This window comes from Candidatus Neomarinimicrobiota bacterium, assembly GCA_022567655.1.
Taxonomy (GTDB): domain Bacteria; phylum Fidelibacterota; class SORT01; order SORT01; family SORT01; genus JADFGO01.
The window spans coordinates 25,208-45,331 of record JADFGO010000006.1 but is presented as its reverse complement, the minus strand read 5'-3'; the positions used below and the strand labels follow the sequence as shown (position 1 = coordinate 45,331).

Annotated in this window: 13 protein-coding genes; 2 read left to right on the top strand and 11 right to left on the bottom strand. The window is 44.5% G+C overall.

Annotation, left to right across the window (positions count from 1 at the left end; all coding sequences use genetic code 11):
- The coding region (locus IID12_01345) for a hypothetical protein (GenBank protein ID MCH8287737.1) at positions 1-1,623 on the bottom strand (1,623 nt) is incomplete at its 3' end.
- 595 nt (positions 1,624-2,218) lie between these two features.
- Between IID12_01345 and IID12_01340 the strand changes: the two genes are divergently transcribed.
- Both IID12_01340 and metF read left to right on the top strand, forming a co-directional pair.
- Entirely contained in the window at positions 2,219-4,045 is a 1,827-nt protein-coding gene (locus IID12_01340) for a M2 family metallopeptidase (protein ID MCH8287736.1), read from the top strand.
- 22 nt (positions 4,046-4,067) lie between these two features.
- Positions 4,068-4,931: a methylenetetrahydrofolate reductase [NAD(P)H] gene (gene metF / locus IID12_01335; GenBank protein ID MCH8287735.1), complete on the top strand. Its 864-nt coding sequence runs from the start codon at positions 4,068-4,070 to the stop codon at positions 4,929-4,931.
- 18 nt (positions 4,932-4,949) lie between these two features.
- Here metF and IID12_01330 read toward each other — a convergent pair whose 3' ends face one another.
- The 10 genes from IID12_01330 to mfd form a co-directional block, all read right to left on the bottom strand.
- Positions 4,950-5,687, bottom strand: a complete 738-nt coding sequence (locus IID12_01330; GenBank protein ID MCH8287734.1) for a class I SAM-dependent methyltransferase — start codon at positions 5,685-5,687, stop codon at positions 4,950-4,952.
- Between the two features lie 30 nt (positions 5,688-5,717).
- Positions 5,718-8,219: a DNA gyrase subunit A gene (gyrA, locus tag IID12_01325; protein ID MCH8287733.1), complete on the bottom strand. Its 2,502-nt coding sequence runs from the start codon at positions 8,217-8,219 to the stop codon at positions 5,718-5,720.
- 23 nt (positions 8,220-8,242) lie between these two features.
- Complete coding sequence (gyrB, locus tag IID12_01320; GenBank protein ID MCH8287732.1) at positions 8,243-10,168, bottom strand: DNA topoisomerase (ATP-hydrolyzing) subunit B; 1,926 nt, start codon at positions 10,166-10,168, stop codon at positions 8,243-8,245.
- Between the two features lie 2 nt (positions 10,169-10,170).
- Positions 10,171-10,446: a DUF721 domain-containing protein gene (locus IID12_01315; GenBank protein MCH8287731.1), complete on the bottom strand. Its 276-nt coding sequence runs from the start codon at positions 10,444-10,446 to the stop codon at positions 10,171-10,173.
- Entirely contained in the window at positions 10,446-11,522 is a 1,077-nt protein-coding gene (recF, locus tag IID12_01310) for a DNA replication and repair protein RecF (protein ID MCH8287730.1), read from the bottom strand. Before recF ends, IID12_01315 begins: the two co-directional genes overlap by 1 nt.
- A gap of 13 nt (positions 11,523-11,535) precedes the next feature.
- Positions 11,536-12,657: a DNA polymerase III subunit beta gene (gene dnaN, locus IID12_01305; GenBank protein ID MCH8287729.1), complete on the bottom strand. Its 1,122-nt coding sequence runs from the start codon at positions 12,655-12,657 to the stop codon at positions 11,536-11,538.
- A gap of 349 nt (positions 12,658-13,006) precedes the next feature.
- Entirely contained in the window at positions 13,007-14,290 is a 1,284-nt protein-coding gene (locus IID12_01300) for a peptidylprolyl isomerase (GenBank protein MCH8287728.1), read from the bottom strand.
- The gene (locus IID12_01295) at positions 14,277-15,080 is read right to left on the bottom strand and encodes a hypothetical protein (GenBank protein ID MCH8287727.1); all 804 of its coding nucleotides are present in this window, start codon (positions 15,078-15,080) and stop codon (positions 14,277-14,279) included. Before IID12_01295 ends, IID12_01300 begins: the two co-directional genes overlap by 14 nt.
- A gap of 16 nt (positions 15,081-15,096) precedes the next feature.
- Complete coding sequence (locus IID12_01290; GenBank protein MCH8287726.1) at positions 15,097-16,839, bottom strand: peptidylprolyl isomerase; 1,743 nt, start codon at positions 16,837-16,839, stop codon at positions 15,097-15,099.
- Positions 16,840-16,897: 58 nt separating this feature from the next.
- Positions 16,898-20,119, bottom strand: a complete 3,222-nt coding sequence (gene mfd, locus IID12_01285) for a transcription-repair coupling factor (GenBank protein MCH8287725.1) — start codon at positions 20,117-20,119, stop codon at positions 16,898-16,900.
- Between the last annotated feature and the right edge of the window lie 5 nt (positions 20,120-20,124).

Genomic DNA, 20,124 nt, shown 5'->3' with positions numbered 1-20,124 from the left:
ATCCCAGACGCGGTTGCGTCCCGGGCCGCCGCTCTTGGCAGTAACTGTACCCGTGATAGTGTTGGCATCAACAACGACAACGTTAGATGTGCTAGGAGCTGGACCGGATCCGTTTTCGAATGTCACTTCGGCCCCAGCCGCAAAGCCCGAGCCGCTGATAGTTATTACAACTATCATGGTGCCCGATTGCATTGTGTTCGGGGCAATACTCGTCACGTTAACACCTGCAGCGGGCTCGGTGAAGGTGACCGTGGCCGTATCTGTAATCGGTACCCCGTTCAACGTACCCGTTACTGTTGCCGTCCCTGCCGTCGTGCCTGCTGTCAGCGTCGCCGAGTATGTGCCGTCCCCGTTATCCGTGACGGCGCCAATGGTACCCAGGTCCGTGCTCAGCGCGACGACATCCCCGCCGCTGGTGAGGCTGTTCCCGTCCGCATCTTTCAACTGCACAGTGACGGTAGACTCGCTGGTCCCGTCTGCCGTTATCGACGTCGGCGAGGCCGTGATCGTGGAGGTCGTCGCATCCGCCGCTCCTGGCGCTACCGGTTCGCTGTCGTCTATGGTCACACCGAATCGAAAGAGCACTGAGTCGATCGGGTTGGCAATCGTGCGTGTAGAGCTACCCGCGAACAGCAGCCCAACCGGGTTATTGCTCCCGTCGTTAGTCACGATCAGGGACCCGGAGTCGCCTCCCGAGCTGAAATCCCCGGAGCTGGAGCTTATGACAATCTGCTTCACAAACTTCGCAATGAAGTTTGAGTTGCACATAAATGGTCCACGAGACTTGTAGCAGACATTCACAGTGGCGTTAACTCCGACAACCTCCCCTGTCGTAAGTCCAGTCGTCCGCCCGTATTTCTGCACCGCTTGCTCTAACGCTGCCGAGACAGTAGCCGAATTTGGCGTCCCATACCCTTCATGCGGGGTAGAGTTGCCGAGCAGATCCGTCGAGGAGATTGCGATTGCGGCGTCAATAATGTTATCACTGCCGTCGAACAGGATCGGCTCAAAGTCGGATAGCTCGCCGATCTTGTCGGCCGGGTCCTCGCCGCCATCGAAAGAACCCGGCTGTAGCGCACTGTCGCCGAAATTAGCCTCATTGAGGTTGGCGTAGACGTGGTTGTTGCTCAGGGCGAACACGTTTCCGTCAGAATCTTTGACCCGCGCCCCGATGGTGCCGGCGGTAATATCCGGATGACCGGTTGAAACGCCAATTGGTACAGGTCGGGGCTGCCTGGCCTTGGGGTCAGTGTCAGTCAGTGCAACGAACATGCCGGTCACTTCTACAATAACCGGCACTTCTTCTATACTGGCAGGTATCCGCGCACTTTTTGCCAGAGTATTTGTCGTGATAAATACCACGATGGCCGGTTTGCCGTCTTCAGTCAGTCCGGTGGCTGTGCCCACAGCGCCGGAAATAGCCAAGAGGCGATCTGTATGACGGTCTTGAATAGCCATTACAGCTTGGATTTGGCTCGCTGAGGCTAATTCCAGTAAGGCCTCTTCTTGAGGAACAGAGGTGACCTCCGTCGCTTGATCGCAGCCAACCAAAAGCAGGCCAGCCAACAGCATAAGGCTGAGAAGGATGAATGGTCGCGAGAAATGAAATCGTTCTGAACGCATCTTTAAATTCTCCTGTCTGATAATCTTGATGTATTAACGTTGCTAATATACGCGCTATCGGACCTTATAACAAGTAAAAATTCCCTGTCGCCCGGCAAGCTCAGGTATCTGTCAGTCGACCGACTGAAATCAAAATCTTGATTCTTTGAGTAAATCATCTTACTATATTTCAAGGGTGTCTCCCCTGCCTGTGTAAAAGGACTTTATTCAAAAATTCCTTATCGGTTTATGCTCCCTCTAACTTTACCCTTCTAACATCTTATCGGTTAACATAGAAATTAACTTAATCATTATATTAGCTTAATTGTCCTCTCCATCAATCAAAATCTAATTTATCGCAGGCTCAGGCAGCCCTTGGCTCCTTTCCATTTACGTTTACTCCGACAGAAGATAGGATGTTTCGAAAAACATCTTTCAAGACTTTATTCTTCATTAAAAGTACTCCCCCCGGCATTCTTATTTCTTCTTTTTCTCTCTCCCTTCCACGTCTTTAGAGCGTAACAATAAAGCGTTGAAATTTCAGTATCGTCAAGGTATATTTCATAATCCTAAAAAACCAGAATAGATATTTATACTAATTCCAAAAGGAAGGGTAATGAAAAAACAAACTATCATTTTATCGGTAATATTCCTTGGCTTTTCCTGCACCGGCACTAAAAGCATCAAAGATGAGAGTTCATCTGATGCCGTGAGTATCGCAGCCGAGGCGCAGAATTACCTTGATTCCTACACGAAAAAATTCCTTGAGCTTCGATACGCCTCTGCCGAAGCGGAATGGAGTTCGAACACGATGATTATAGAGGGTGATACAATGAACGCCTACCGCACCAACAGGGCGAATGAGGAATTGGCAATATTTACAGGAAGTATAGAAAACATAGAAAAATCCCGCGGCTTTCTGAGTAAGAGAGATTCATTGGAGCCGCTTCAGGTGAAACAGCTCGAGGCGATCCTTTACGGTGCCGCCAGCTCACCACAGACAATACCGGACGTCGTGAAAAAGAAAATCGCAGCACAAACCGAGCAGGTAGAAAAGCTCTATGGATTCGATTTTAAGATCGATGGAGAATCTGTGACCACCAACGAAATAGACGAAATATTAAGAACCTCCGCAGACCTTGACGAAAGGCTCGCCGCCTGGTCTGCATCCAAAGAGGTCGGAATCGAGCTGAAAGAAGGGCTGACGAACCTTGTTAGCCTGAGAAACTCCACCGTTCAGGCTCTCGGATATGATGATTTTTTCCAATATCAGGTAAGCGATTACGATATGACGGTCGAAGAAATGGTCGATCTTATGAACAGGTTCAATCGTGAGCTGAGACCTCTTTACCGGGAGCTCCACACCTACTGGCGGTATGAGCTTGCCGGGAAATACGGCGAGCCGGTACCTGATTTGCTCCCGGCTCACTGGCTGCCAAACAGGTGGGGTCAAGACTGGACCGCCCTGGTAACCGTCGAGGGGCTGGACCTGTCTTCCGCTCTTGCGGAAAAGGATGCCGAATGGGTAGTTAGACAAGCCGAGAGATTTTTTGTGAGTCTCGGATACGACGAGCTGCCTGAAAGCTTTTATGAACGCTCGTCTCTATATCCACTCCCGAAGGATGCGAATTACAAGAAAAACAACCACGCCTCAGCCTGGCACTTAGACCTTCAGAATGACGTCAGGTCACTGATGAGCGTCGAGGCAAATCCGTCCTGGTATGAAACGACCCATCACGAGCTTGGTCACATATATTACTACATGGCTTACACAAATGATGACGTTCCGCCGTTACTGCGCGGAGGAGCAAACAGGGCATACCATGAGGCGATCGGCAGCCTGATAGGGTTGGCAGCTATGCAAAAACCGTTCGTAGAAGCTATCGGGCTGCTGCCTGAGGGAGGAAAGATAAACGAAATTCAGGCTTTGATGGCAGAGGCGCTTAATTACGTGGTCTTTATACCCTGGTCAAGCGGCGTAATGACCATGTTTGAAAAAGAACTATATGAGTCCCCGCTCGATCCGGCGGTTTACAACAAGACATGGTGGAGTCTAAAGAAGAAATATCAAGGGATAGTGCCGCCCTCCGCAAGGGGAGAGGAATACAACGACCCGGCCTCAAAGACTCATATAAACAACGATCCCGCCCAATATTACGACTATGCGGTGTCGAACATTCTTCTCTTTCAGCTCCACGATCATATAGCGGCAAATATCCTGAATGAGGACCCGCATGCAACAAACTATTTTGGGAATAAAGAGGTTGGGAAATTCCTCTGGTCGATCCTCGAAACAGGGGGGAGCGCTGATTGGCGCGAACTGTTGAGAGAAAAAACGGGCAGCTACCTCTCGGCACAATCGATGCTCGAATACTTTGAGCCGCTCATGGTCTGGCTGCAAGAACAAAACAAGGGCAGAGAGCATACTCTTGAAGATATTTAGGCATATCAGAAATCCGCTCTGATTGAAAATTTCCCGGATATATGAGGAGAGTAAAAAGCCCGTACTCTCCTGTGAGTTTTATGCGCCAAAAACAGAGACCGGCTTTCAAAAATTATACAAGGTATTCAACCGGCTAAAAGAGATCTCACCCGGCTTTTATTCTGTCACATACGGAGCTGGGGGCAGCACGGCCAGACCAACTCTTGACCTTGTGAGCAAAATTCAGGACGAGTACGGCGTTACGGCGATGCCTCACCTGACTTGCGTCAACCACTCGAAAGATTATCTCGAAGAATATATCGACACTATCAAAAAAAGAGGAATCGAAAACATTCTCGCGCTCAGGGGAGACATGCCGGGAGGAGGAAAGTTCGTTCCTCATCCCGATGGATTTAATTACGCATCGGAGGTGGTCGAGCTGGTAGGAAAATTCGAACATTTTTCGGTCGGAGTAGCCGGTCATCCCGAAGGTCATCCTGATTCAACATCTGTTGAGGATGACCTCCTAAATCTCAAGAAAAAACTTGATGCCGGCGCTGATTTCGTCATTACACAGTTCTTTTTTAATAACGACTATTACTTCGAGTTTGTTGAATCCGCCAAAGCTATAGGCATCGACAAGCCGATAATTCCCGGTGTGATTCCGTTTGTAAACTCAGAACTCGTGATGCGCTTCGCCAAGATGAACCACACAAAAATACCCGGGGAACTTCAATCTAAAATGTTAGAAGCCGGCAGCGATAAAGATAAATCGACAGCACTTGGCATTGAGCAGGCAACGGCTCAATGCGCTGAATTGCTTGAATCCGGGGTTCCCGGTATTCACTTTTACACGCTTAATAATTCCAAGCCGACTATAGCGGTGATAAGAGAATTAGACCTGTAGCCTCTTTTTTCCTGTAGATCATTTTTCGGCAACACAAATCCAGTTGAGTGCGAAATCTCCCGTCTTAGCGGGGAATTGTTTAGCCGTCGCAAGCATTAGAGCGCGGGTTGTCTCAAGCGCCCGATTCAGGTGTTCTCTTTGTTCTTCCTGCATTGTGAGCCTTTCTGAGAGCGCTAACAGCCACTTGTAGGATTCATGACCCATGGCAAATTCCTGAGAAGAATCAGAATAGACTCTTATGCTTGAAAAACCGGAAGACTCAAATAAATGCTTTATCCCAAACCGGGTATATCTGTAAAAATCAAAAGGCTGCTGATGTTCGTGTAGTGAAAACGGAGCAACGAGAAAAACCTTGCCTCCGGGCTTCAATACCCTGAACATCTCGTGCATCACAAGCGGCGGGTCGGGTATATGCTCCATCACCCACACGTTCAATGCCGCATCGGCAACAGAGTCTTTTAGCGGTAAATTTTGAACGTCCCCACGAACGGATATATTAGAAAAATCCCAATTCTCATCGCCTATACCAAGGTCAAGTCCAACATAATTAGAATTTTCAAAGAACATTGCCAGCTCACACTGACCGGCGCCTATATCTATTATGGTAGAGCCGTCTTGAATTGAATTGGAAAACGCTAATATTTCTTCAAAGATAAACCGGTTTCGCGGATCATCCTCGAAAGCGCCGTGGGTACCGACCATGAACTCAACCCACCTGTCATATAGTTTGGACGTTTGTTCATCCGAAGGAATCAAGCGTAAGTTATCGTTAGGATTTGAGTTGTATCAAGACTTGGAAGTTTCGTCAGACGGCTCTGTGTTCGATTCTTCCTCTTTTTCTTCATTTTCTTCATTTTCGTTATCATTCACCTTTTCCATCACACGTGTCACCGACGCGATAGAATCTCCCTTGTCAAGCCTTATAAGCCTGACTCCCTGAGTCGCCCTGCCTATTGTTCGTATAGTTGCCACCGGCTGCCGGATCATTATTCCGTTCTCGGTAATAATCATCAGATCGTCTGAATCCACCACTTCCTTTATCGAAAGCATTTTACCTATCTTTTCGGTCGTCCTGATGGTCAAGACCCCCTTACCGCCGCGCTTCCTGATCGGATAAGCATCGATCCCGGTACGCTTCCCATAGCCGTTTTCGCTCACCGCCAGAACGGTGCCGGAACGTTTAATAACGATCATGCCGATAACTATATCTTCATCTTTTTCCAATTTCATTCCCCGGACGCCTCTTGTTTTTCTGCCCATCGGACGGGCGTCCGTTTCCGAGAATCTTATCGCCTTTCCTTTTGACGAACCGAGTATTACGTCGTTCGAGCCGTCTGTCAGCCTGGCTTCGATAAGCTTGTCACCCTCAAGAATATCTATGGCGTAAATACCCCCTTTCATCGGTCTTTTATATGCCGATAGCACCGTTTTTTTCACAAGACCCCGCTCTGTTGCCATGAGTATGTAGTGGTCTTCATCGAACTCTTTTACCGCAAGAAATGCTTGCGGGTTTTCTTCCTTTTCAAGCTGAAGGATGTTCACTATAGCCCTGCCCCGGGATGCCCGCCCGGCTTGCGGCACTTCGTGAACTCTCAACCAGTGACATTTCCCTCTGTCTGTAAAGATCAGCAGGTGATGGTGCGTGGACGCTACAAACAGGTATTCCACGAAATCGTCTTCTTTGGTCGACGCCCCCTTTAGACCTCTTCCACCCCTCATCTGGCGCTTGAAACCGCTTACCGGAAACCTTTTGATAAAACCTTTGTGAGAGATAGTTATTACAACGTCCTCTTCCGCTATCATATCTTCAATGGAAAATTCGCCTTCGTCTTCCACAATTTCCGTTCTTCTCTTGTCACCGTACTTTTCACTGATCTCCCGAATTTCCTCTTTTATTATCTCCATGCGCAGCGTTTTGTTATCGAGGATGCCGCTTAATTTTTCTATTAGTTTTAGCAGTTCCTTGTATTCGTCCAGCAGTTTTTTCTGTTCTAAGCCGGTCAGAGATTGAAGCCGCATTTCCAAAATTGATTTCGCCTGTACCTCGGAAAGCTTAAACGAGCTCATAAGTTTATTTCTTGCCGTCTCCGGAGAATCGGATTTTTTGATGACCGCTATGACCGCATCGATATTATCCAGCGCGGTTTTCAATCCCTCGAGTATATGCGCCCTCTTTTCAGCTTTCTTTTTGTCAAACTCGGTTCTCCTCAACACCACTTCGTGTCTGAATTCAATGAACGGAAGGAGGGACTCCTTGAGGTTTAATACTTTTGGCTGACCATCTACCAGCGCCAGGAAATTTACCGCGAAAGTGTTTTGAAGCTGTGTGTATTTGAAGAGCTGATTGATGATAACGTCAGGTATGACATCTTTTTTTAGATCGATTACTACTCTGATGCCGTCCCTATCAGATTCATCCCGGATGTCCCGAATACCCTCTATAATCTTATCACGAACCAAATTTGCCATTTTCATTATCATGTTGGATTTATTTACCTGAAAGGGTATTTCTGAAACTATGATCGATTCCTTCCCCCCCTTGGAGGTTTCGACACTTAATCTTGCGCGAATCTTCAGCGAACCCTTGCCTGTTTTATAAGCCTCCGCTATCCCCTTTTTGCCGTATATTATTCCACCTGTCGGGAAATCCGGACCGCTCACGAGGGATATGACTTCTTCTAACTCAATGTCCGGGTTGTCTATAATTGCGATCAGCGCATTCGAGATTTCGTTAAGGTTATGAGGGGGGATATTTGTTGCCATTCCTACGGCTATCCCGCTCGATCCGTTCATGTGCAGCTGCGGGAGTCTTGTAGGAAGGACAGACGGCTCTTGAAGACTGTCGTCAAAATTAGGCACGAATTTTACTGTATCTCTATCGATATCCCGAAGCATTTCCTCGGCGATCTTGAACATCTTGGCTTCGGTATATCTCATTGCCGCTGCGCCGTCGCCGTCAACGGATCCAAAATTCCCCTGGCCGTTTATCAAAGGATACCTCAACGAAAAATCCTGCGCCATGCGAACGAGTGAATCGTAAACCGCGGTATCTCCATGCGGATGATATTTGCCCAAAACTTCACCCACTATTCTGGCGCATTTCTTGAACGGTTTGTTGGCTCTCAAGCCAAGATCTTCCATGCCGTACAGTATGCGCCTGTGTACCGGCTTCAGCCCGTCGCGTGCATCCGGGAGCGCTCGTGACACAATTACGGACATCGAGTAATCAAGGTACGAACTCCGCATCTCATCGACGATATCTATAGGAAATATTTTTTCTCTTTTAATTGCCATTTCTTATTGGCGTTCCCTTAAATATCCAGGTTTTTTACGAATCGCGCATTCTCTTCTATAAATTTTCTTCTCGGCTCGACAACTTCTCCCATCAAGTCAGAGAAGACTTTATCCGCGACTGTTGTTTCCTCAAGCGCAACCCGCAAAACCGTTCTGGTCTCCGGGTCCATGGTTGTTTTCCAGAGTTGATCAGGATTCATTTCTCCCAGCCCTTTGTATCGCTGAATATCGACTTTATTTTTCCCGTTTTTCGATAATTTTTTGACTATCTCTACCCGCTCTTTTTCATTATATGCGTATTCCTCTGACTTTCCCCTCTTTATCTTAAAGAGCGGCGGCTGTGCGATATATATGTGTCCCTCCTGAATCAGCTCGCGCATATGCCTGAAGAAAAATGTCAGGAGAAGCGTTCTTATGTGGGCGCCGTCCACGTCAGCGTCGGTCATTATTATTATCTTACCGTACCGCAATTTTTCCAGATCAAAATCCTCGCCGCTTATGCCGGTTCCAAGGGCTGTGATAAGCGTCCTGATTTCATTGTTACCCAATATTTTGTCCAGCCTCGCCTTTTCGACGTTTAGTATCTTCCCCCTCAATGGGAGCACCGCTTGATACATCCTGTCTCGTCCCTGCTTCGCAGAACCGCCGGCTGAATCTCCCTCAACGATATATAGTTCTGTAAATTCAGGGTCTCTTGTCGAACAATCAGCCAATTTTCCCGGGAGGTTTCCTGAATCCAGCGCCGATTTTCTTCTGATAAGCTCTCTCGCTTTTCGCGCGGCTTCCCTGCTTCTTGCCGACAGTAATGCCTTGTCGATGATCTTTTTTCTAATCGGCGGGTTCTGTTCGAAAAATTCAGTCAGCTGTTCATATACAATACTGTCAACAATACCTTTAATTTCGCCGTTACCGAGCTTTGTTTTCGTTTGCCCCTCAAACTGCGGCTCCGCAACTTTTATGGATATTACGGCAGTAAGCCCCTCGCGGCAGTCATCACCCGACAGGCCCTTGGACGGGTCTTTAAACTTGTTGTCCTTTATTCCGAAATTATTAAGTACTCTTGTCAGGGCCGTTTTGAATCCCGATAGATGTGTGCCCCCCTCGATCGTGTCTATGTTATTGACAAATGAAAAGACATTCTCCGTGTAGTTATCCGTATATTCCATCGCAACTTCTACTGGAACATCATCGCGTTCGGCCTCAAACCAGATGATCTTATCGTGAATCGGGTGTCTGCTCTCATCGAGATATTTTACAAACTCCACAAGCCCTTTCTTTGCCAGATACGTCTCTGTTCTGCCGTCTCTTTCATCCGTAAGAATTATCTCCAGCCCCTTGTTTAAAAATGCCAGCTCGTGAAGTCTTTCGGAAACGATGTTGAAATCAAAATGTTTAACCGTAAATATTTTATGGTCGGGCTTGAAGGTCGTTTTAGTTCCGGTTTTCTTCGTCTTCCCGATCTTTTTCAGCGGTCCCTTGGTGACGCCGCGAACATACTCCTGCATGTATATAAACCCATCCCGCGAGACTTCAACTTTGCACCATTCAGAGAGGGCATTCACAACCGAGACTCCGACCCCATGAAGGCCCCCGGATATCTTGTAGGAACTTTTTTCGAACTTTCCACCGGCATGCAGGATAGTCATAACCACCTCAAGCGCCGGTTTTTTCTCCTCCGCATGCATCTCAACCGGTATCCCTCTTCCGTCATCCTCTACCGTAACGCTTTCATCTTTATTTATGGTTACATGCATCTTGGTGCAAAATCCTGCAAGCGCTTCGTCAATACTGTTGTCTACCACTTCGTTCACCAGGTGGTGCATGCCGCGCCTGCCGATATCGCCTATGAACATAGCTGGTCTCTTGCGAACTGCATCGAGTCCCTTTAAGACCTGGATTTCTTCTGCGCCGTATTCTGCGGATCCCTTGTTATTCTCTTTCATATTTACCTGAAAATTATATCCTTAATGGCTTCTTCGCCGATCAACTCGTTTATTTTTTTTAATATCTCTTCTTTCCTGTATGATAGTTCCTGCCTCCATGCGTCATTCGAGACGATTACTATCAGCTTGTCTTTGTCTACGGTTTGAAGAGTTGTATTTGCATTAATTAGATCACCGACCGCCTCACCCCAAACATCCCGCGCCCTGTTGGATACGACGGATTTTCGAATCCCGATTTCCTTGATCACCTCGTCTAAAGCTTCCGATAGCCAGGGCATCAGGACAGCCCGATAATATTTACATCGGTGTCTACCAATTCAGACCATTCCTCAAAATCAGTAGTAGTAATTATTACCTGACCGACATTATTTATGTATTCCATTGTCTTCAGGGCACGGCTCCTGTCGAGCTCCATGAAAATATCATCGAGAAGGTAGATCGGTTTAACCCCGGATATTTCAGCTGTATAGTTTCCCTGTGCCAATTTCAAGGCGACCAAGAAAATTTTATTTTCGCCCTTTGAGCCGAATTTTTTTAGTTGCCTGCCGTCGATGTTAAATGAAAGACTGTCTCTATGCGGACCCCTAACGGTATATCCGCTCTCATAATCTGACGATCTTCGTTCTCTGAATAATCTTAACAGCTCTTCTTTATTTCCTCTCATAGATGGATTATACGCAATCGTTCCTTCTTTTTTGCCCTCATTAAGCGCGCTAAATATCGTTTCAAATTCCGGAGATATTTTTTCTATAAAGTCGTTTCTGTCGCTGATAATTGAATTGCAAAGCTCGCCAAGCTGCTCTTCTATTACATCCAATGTTTCTTCGTCGGACCTGTTTCCGGATGCGGCTAACCCAATTGCGGAATTACGTTGACGCAGGAGTGTCCTGTACGATACCAGTTTATTCAAGTGGCTTGAATTCACCTGCGAGATTGTCAGATTCATAAACCGTCTATGGCCGGAAGGCGAGCTGAGAGTGGCAAGCATATCTTCAGGGGATAACATCACAATAGAGTGTCTTCCAACTATATCGCTATACCTGCTAACCTTTTTCCCCTGACTCTTAACTGATTTTCCGGTATCTCTTGAGAAAGATACCAAGATAGTATCATCTACCCCATTATCAGAAATAAACGTACCTGTAGACATAAAGAAATCGGAATTAAACCTAACCACATCATCATCTTTATTCGAGCGGAAGCTCTTTGTAAGCGAAAGATAATAAACCGCCTCAAGAATTGTGGATTTTCCTACGCCGTTATCGCCTGTAATTACATTTAATGATTTCGAGAAATCTGTCTCGAAGTTTTCGTATACTCTGAAATTTGACAATCGCATTCTATCGAGATGCATCACTCGATATGCGTCATGCTTCTTCGGTCAACCTGATTGGCATAAGAAGTATAGTATATTTCTCATTTTCCAATTGATCAGAAGGATAGATTAACCCGGCACTTATCGGGGCTTTCAAGCTCATGATGAGATCTTTCGTATCTATTTGCCTTAGTATATCCTTAAGATACTCTGAATTAAATCCTATCTCTATATCTTCGCCGCTGTAAACACATTCTATTTCTTCCGATCCTGAACCACCTGACTCCGGATCAGCAGATGATATTCTAAGTTTATTGTTGGATATACTAAGTTTTATTTGCTGTGTTGTCTTATTCGCAAAAATAGAAACCCTAATTACAGATGACAGAATACTTTCAACACTAACTGACAGTTCCTTATCATTTTCAGAAGGAATCACACTATTGTAGTCAGGATATTTTTCATCAATAATCCTTGTATAAAAATTTGAATCACCGATCGTTACCATAGCATGATTTTCGCTGATATAAAACTGATTCTCATCACCGTTAACTAAAGAATTCAGTATAAGATTCAGGAATTTTTTTGGTATAATAACTCCTGAATTCATCTTGGAAGTAGATAATTTATCATTAGAGAGCTTAGCCAACCTATGTCCGTCAGTAGCTACGGTAGTCAAACCGCTTCCATTAAATTCAAACAATACTCCGGTCAGAGCAGGTCTCAACATATCAGCGCTAACCGCAAAAACTGTTTTTTCAATGATTCTATGAAGAGTGTCGTTATCAATATCAATCTGCTGTTCATCTTTTAAATCAGGCGTAGCTGGAAAATCTTCAGCAGATCTACCGGCAATAGAATATCTCCCGCTTGAACAATCTATTTGCACATTTTGTTTATCATCAGAACTAACTTTAATCTCACCTTGAGGCAAGACTCCGATAATATCATTCAAAACTTTTGAAGGAACAGCAACCGATCCATCATCCGAATCTTTTACATCCACCTCGCTAACAAATGTAATCTCTATATCCGTAGCAGATATTTTTAATCTCGAGTCTTTTACACTAAGTAAAACACAAGTCAAAATAGGCAAAGTAGAACGGACTGGAACTACCCTATTAGCTCTTTGAAGTTCCTTATAAATCGATTCTCTTTCTATTGAAAACTTCATTGACCAAATCCTTATCTAAAAGAAAAATCTATTTCAAATCAACGAATATAACTAAGGATATAAGTTACTACTCACCACTGAAATTGACAATACATTTATTGACTTATAATTATAAAAACTGCAGAATAATACTTATACTAATAATAGTGTTAATAGTATAACATTAGATACTATAAATACATTAAGAATATATACTTACCTACTGTAAATATCCTTAACATAATGTTAGTAAACCGGATAGATATCCAGATTAATTTTTATATCATCGCTCAATTGTATATTAAAAATTGACTAACAAGAATTTAAACATCTTATTAACGTGCTCGTTAACATCTTATCAATAATTTATTTACATTTTGATATCAATATATACTTCATTACGGATTGAATTCAGCCATTCATTATATACTTTTAATCTTTTGTTCCTTACAACCATGGATTCAATTTCATGCCAATTATTTTCTAATGAAAGCGGTCCTCCCTCACGGTAATCGATTTTTTTAATAATATGATAACCAAAATCCGTTTTGAATGGAGCACTAATATTTCCAACTTGCAGCGTATCCAATACAAAGGCGAATTGAGGTATATTTAGAGAAGCAAGATCAAGCCACCCGAGATCTCCATTATTAAGCTTCACCTCAGGATCGTCACTGTGTTCCAACGCCATCTTTTCAAACTGATCGCCCGAATTAATTTTTTCGATGATATCGTTCAATAAACTTATGACACGATCTTCATCTGACGTACTTGTTTTAGCCATTATCAAAACATGTTTGACGTTAATTTTGTCGCCTCGCCTCTCTATCATTTTAATGACATGATATCCGAATTCGGTTTTAACTATCTTGCTTATAGAGCCGGGCAGTAGAGAATATGATGCTTCCTCAAATTCAGGTACAAGAGTTCCTCTCTTCATAAAACCAAGCTCGCCCCCGTTAACGGCTGAATTAGTGTCGTCTGAGTATTTCATGGCTATTTCGTCAAAATCAGATCCGGTTTTCAATAATCCCAGGAGGCTGTCGGCTTTCTGATATGCGATGCTGTCGGCGCCCGGGCCTGCGACAACTTCTTTCAATATATGACTTATCTTTACAGCAGGTTTCAGTTCAGGAAGACTATCAGAATATTCAGAGAAAAATTCTTCAACTTCTCGCCTGTTTACAGACATGTCGCTGAACTTCAATTGTTGAACTTTGTCAACTAATTTTTGTTTTCTGATTTCTTCACGATAATTTCTTTTGAGTCTGTTTAAAGAGTATCCTATGAGTTCTTCTACCATTTCGCGTGAGCCCGCTCTTTGTATTATTCCTTCTATTTGATTGTCCAGCGCCTCTTCAATTTCCCTGTCACTAATCTCTATGCTGTCTAACTCGGCACGGTCGAGTAATATTTTTTGGTCCACAAGAGTTTTAAGCGTCCTGCGCCAAATACTTTCATACCTGCTCGGATTTCTTATTGGATCTATCCTCATACGCAGCGCCTGTGTTTTAGCAAACTGATCCACCTCACTTTTCAATATGATCTCGTCTCCGACCACAGCAGCGATACCGTCTATTACCTGGGAGGCAAGGTTAGGCGCGTTAGCCATAAAACAGACGAATATGAGAGTGTTGAGTTTATTGCTGATCAAGGTATGATTCATTTATGTAGTAATCGACGGACAGCCTAAGGCTGTCTAAGATTTGATAATACAATATATTTTGTTTATGTATTTTAAGTTTTTGAATGATTTCGTCTTTCACTTCATGTATCGGTATTAGAGATTCAGCTTCAAACCGGTCAAGAATTTGTAGAACGTGGTACCCATACTCGGTAGCGATAGGTCCGACAATATCTCTTCTTGAGCCGAAAGCATTAGATGATATCTCCTCAATAACATCGTTTCTACCGAAGGTTCTTAGTGTGCCGTGATAATTATTTAACAGCAAAGACATTTTCTGATCGTCGCTTGTGCTTAGAGCGTCTTTCAGGTCGTTTGCTGTCGTTTCATCATCAAGCAGGAAATGATATGCCCTGATTTGCTTTTCATCACGCAGATAAGTTTCAATATTATTTTTATAGAATTCTGCAATCTCCCGATCCTTCACAAACGGCATATGTCTGAACCTATCCTGAAGGTATAAATTGGCAAGAAGCTCCCTTCTATAATTTTCAAGGCTGTAAGACAACAACTCGTCATTAGAAAGATCCGCCTCTTCAGCGCTGCGAGCAAGGAGTTCACGATTCACCCACCCTTCTGCAAGGAGCTTAAGTCTATATTTATCCACTCCGGAGCTTGATACCAATTCCGACAGGTCTTTTTCGGTAAGTTTTGATGAGCCCACCCTCGCAACGATAATAGCGCCATCACTGTTTGAAAATCCTCGATTAGTATATATTCCGAAAATAAGCGCCGCGGAAGCAAGGAATAACAAAAACAAATAAATTCTGGATTTATTACTCAATTTCTGATGTTGCCACTTGGGCGTTTATGTTTTCGAAATAGTAATGCGGATTGTATTTATTTATTAAATACCTGCCGAATTCTTCTGTAAGTCTCTTTATTTCGTCGTTCTTGAAATTAGCAACCAGCCTGCTTTTTGCTTCGCTAAATGGAATATAGCCGGGCGGCACAGCGGACACGATTTTGAATATAGACCACTTTTTACCGGCCCTTAGCGGCTTGGAGATATCACCGACGTTCATCTTGGCGGCTTGTTTTCCTATAGGTCCGAGGCGCTTTGACGTGACTCCCTTGATTATGCCGTTATTCTTTTTCGCCGTGCTGCGCTCCGAAAATTCTAATGCCAGAGACTCCATGTCACCTCCACTCATGACGAGAGAGTAAAGTGAGTCGGCTAAGGTTTTTTCAGAAACCAGTATCTCTAAGATGTCAGAGATTCGTTTTGAAACATAATTGTCTTTGTTTTCATTATAATATTTTAGGAGATTTTCCTCTCTGTCATCGATACGATCTTCAATATTCAACTTTTTGATTTCCTGCCAGACGTAACCTCTTTCTTGCTTCTTTAAATCTTCAGCCATAGAGCTGTCTTCGTCAAATTTATTTGTATATCCGTATTCTGTAATTAATTTTTTGTTGATCTCGTTAACGACTAAATTCTTGATCGTGGAAGTATCCGTAAGAGAAGCTATCGTCCAGCCGGTTTTCGGGTCTTTAATAAGACCTATCAGAATCTGCGTTGTTACATCTTTACCATCGTAAGTCGCGAGTGGTCCAATGGATTTTGCTTCTTCCAAAAACACTACAGGCTTTATTCCGGCCTTATAAGAGCTGTCAGACTGAACATATTCCAACATAAGAACAGACAGGCTTTCAATCCTATCGTCATACAGCTCCGTTCCGGCTGCGGAGTTTAAGGAATTTATAAAATCTTTGCCTGCTTGTATAATTTCATCCTTATGAGTGTTGGACAATCTTCTATTCAGCCCCCTCTCCATTCTTGCAAAAGAACTGTAGTCAACGGTACGGATTGAATCTATCCATATGATGTGATATCCGTAAGATGTTTCTACTGGCTCGGAGACCGATCCGACAGGAAGGGAAAACGCCACCTCCTGGAATGAATCTTCCATATCACCCCACTTAAAGAAGCCTATGTTTCCGCCATCTGTTGAAGTCGTGTCTTCAGACAGTTCGTCGGCTAACGATATAAAATCGTCCCCTGAGGCGATCCTTTCCCTTATGTCGCCGATAAGCTGAAGAGCGTCGGATTTGGATCGGCTAACGTCTTTAGGATTGCTCTCCGCATCAGCATAAGAAATTAAAATATGTCTGCCGGAAATCTGCCCCTGGAGACGCTCATACAGGTCTCTCATGGTTTTTTCATTGACGAATTTATCGAGTACCGCCTTTTTATATACAACGTTTATCATGCTTTTGTTAATATGGTTACTTAATTGTTCCTGTATAGACTCCTTTTTATGGATTCCATCCGAATAGCCCAGCTTTGCGTACAGATATCTCATTACAAACACTTCAACACGGTTTTTCTTAAAGGAGGCCCCCTTGTCAGAAAACCTGAGGCTGTCGCTCGGTGTAATCATATCATAAAGATATAAATACTCATTCCCTATCTTCGCGATGACCGGACCTTTCTCTTTCGGGTGTTTCTTTGAGCAGGCGGATAATATAAAAATCGGGATTAACAATATTGCCAGTATACGATCTAATTTCATTTAACATTTTCCTCGTTGTTTTCTATGTTTCGATACTTAAGCATGCTGGAAAGTTAATTTATGGCGATAATGAATTCAACAGGGTTTTCGCTGATTTGAGTTTGTTTTTATCGGAAAGCTTTGCCCTGAAACTCACCCCGTTTGCAGAATCAATAGTTAAATCATATTTATCCAAACCATCGCTTGTTGACAGAGATTTGAAAAAAATGTCCTCAGGCGAGACTTCTTCATAATCTCCGAGTAAGCCGCTGATCTCCGAGCGCTTAATTTTGAGAGACCTTATCCTTAATTTAGACGATATGATTTTTATCTCGGTTATGTCGAGCAGGTTTTTAGCCTCCTGCGGAATCGATCCGTATCTATCGGATAATTCTTCCCTGATATCCTCGAGTTCAGACATTTCAGTAAGCGAGGCTAATCGTTTATAAAAATCCACACGAACCTCACCGTCCAAGATGTACGAGTCCGGTAAATAAGCATCGAGATCACAAGATATTTCCGTTTCCACGCTTTGCACGGATGATTGCTTTATTCCGAACTCTTCCTTAATTTTATCCACGGCTTCGGCGACAAGCCGGTTATACATATCGAATCCGACGGCTTCCATGAAGCCGCTTTGCTGTGTGCCCAATAAGTTTCCGGCGCCCCGAATTTCGAGGTCTTGCATCGCTATGCTGAATCCTGCCCCGAGATGGGAAAAATTTTCAAGCGTGTTTAATCGACTTATTGCATTGCTGCCCAACTTATGGATCGGTGGGATGAGCAAGTATGCGAACGCCCGTTTATCCGACCTGCCGACTCTTCCACGAAGCTGATATAGCTGCGAAAGTCCAAACCTGTCAGCCCGGTTGATTAAAATGGTGTTGACATTGGGTATGTCGAGTCCGCTTTCAATTATCATCGTGCTCAACAAAAGTTCATATTTCCGCCCCATGAAATCAGACATTATGCTTTCGAGCTCTTTGGGCTTCATCTGACCGTGAGCTATGCAGATTCTGACATGCGGCACCCAGCGCCTGAGCTTCTCATAAATCCGATTGATAGACTTGATTTCGTTATGAACGAAATAGATCTGTCCGTTTCTTTCAACCTCTCTCATCACGGCATCGCGGACAACACCTTCGTCTAAGGTGGTGATTTCCGTGTAAATCGGAAGCCGGTTTTTGGGTGCCGTATTTATATTTGACAGGTCACGGGCTCCGAGCAAGGAAAAGTTGAGAGTTCTCGGGATTGGGGTTGCCGTCATAGACAGGGTATCGACAGAGATTCTCAGATTTTTTAATGATTCCTTCTGGCGGACGCCGAAACGGTGCTCTTCGTCTATAATAAGCAATCCTAAGTCCTTGAATTTAACGTCGGCGGATAAAATTCGGTGAGTGCCGATTAGAATATCTACTTTTCCGGATTCAAGTTGCTTTAATATTTCACTCTGCTCTTTCTTGCTTTTGAACCTGCTCAGGGATTCGACAATAACCGGAAAAGGCTCTAATCTCTCCCTGAATGTCCGGTAATGCTGCTCGGCTAAAATAGTAGTAGGCACAAGCAGGGAGGTTTGCTTTCCGCTCAGGACGCATTTAAATGCTGCGCGTAATGCCACTTCTGTTTTGCCGAACCCCACATCACCGCAAAGCAGCCGGTCCATAGGATGCTCCTTTTCCATGTCAGCCTTGACCTCTTCGACAGCACGGAGCTGATCGGGCGTTTCCTCGAACGGGAAGCTAGCCTCCAAAGCCCACTGCATATCGATGTCCGGGGCGAATGAAAACCCTTTTGAGCTAAGCCTTTTGGCATAAAGCTCTACAAGGTCCCGGGCTATCTTATCGGTGGAAGAGCGGGTTCGTTTTTTTATCTTTTCCCATTCATTGCTTCCGAGCTTGTTTAACTTGGGAACGATACCCTCAGCGGCTTTGTATTTTTGGATACGGCGAAAGTTTTCTACCGGAAGATATATCTTATCTCCGCCCGCATATAAAATCTTCAGGCATTCTCTCATTGCGCCGGAGATTTTTATTTTTTCCATACCCCGGTACTCTCCGATTCCGTGATCAATGTGAACGAGAAAATCACCTATTTGGATTCCGGCAGAATCCCGGACCGGAGTTCCATGGGATATAAATCGGTTGAAAGAGCGCCTCTTCCTGGTGCGATCAAAAATCTCGTGGTCGGTTAGAACGCGTAAATTCACAGACGGAAGGTTGAACCCGGCAGAGAGCGGTGCGGTTTCGATAGCTGTCCCGTCGTTATCGAGTGTCTTGCTGAGGCGCTCCTGATGAAAATCGTTCTCGCATAAAATGAAAACGAAATCCTTATCGGTTTCCCACTTATGTAAGTCCTTGGATAAAGCGCTCATCGAGCTGCGATATCTTGTTTGGGGTGAAGAGTTAAACCGTATCGATCCCGGCGACGAGACGGAGAGGATGTCTGCTCCATCGCTCCCATCAATCTTGTTTTTAATTTCTTCGAGGTCGATGTTCGGATCATCGTCGGCAATTTGTGCAAGCCTGTCATAGCCGTCTATCCAAATCATGGTGTCTGGCGGAATTACCGAAACAAGGCTCTGGCTCGCTCCCTGCCATAGATTTTCGACAAGAAAATCAGGGCTTATCATACTGTTTATAATGTGTTTATGCGACCTCTGCGTGATAATATCAAATTCTCTAATCGAATCTATTGTGTCGTCAAAAAAATCTATCCTCACGGGATATTCGGAAGATATGGGAAAAATATCCAGAATGCCGCCGCGAACGCTGAACTCAAATGGGCGTGATACCATTTTTTCCCGTTCATATCCGATATTAGTCAACCGGGAGATAAGGGTTTCAATCTCGATTTCATCTCCTGCGTTCAGCTGAATCCGGTTTTTAATAAGATCTCCTAATGGCGGGACCATCTCTAACAACCCGCGGAACGTAGAAATAATAAGTGCGTGATCGCCTCCGAGCAGTCCCTGCAGCGCATGGGATTGAAAGGCTTGTATAGTGATCGATTCTTGTCCTATTGATTTGCCGGACTCGGGGAAAAAATAAACGAACTCTTTGCCCAATAATGTTTCTAAGTCGTCTCGATACGCCTCCGCCCTTTTTAGTGATTCGGCCGCAATTAATAGGCTTCGCCCCGTGGACTTGAATGTAGATTTTGCGAGGAACGCCGTGAGGGAGCCGGAGAGTCCGGAGACTTTATATCGCCCCCCAAGCGCAGCTTTTTCGGCAAAGGACTTCGATGCTTCGTCCTTCCCGATCAGCTCTTCAATGAAATTTATCCCTTCAAATACCGGAGCCAAGATTT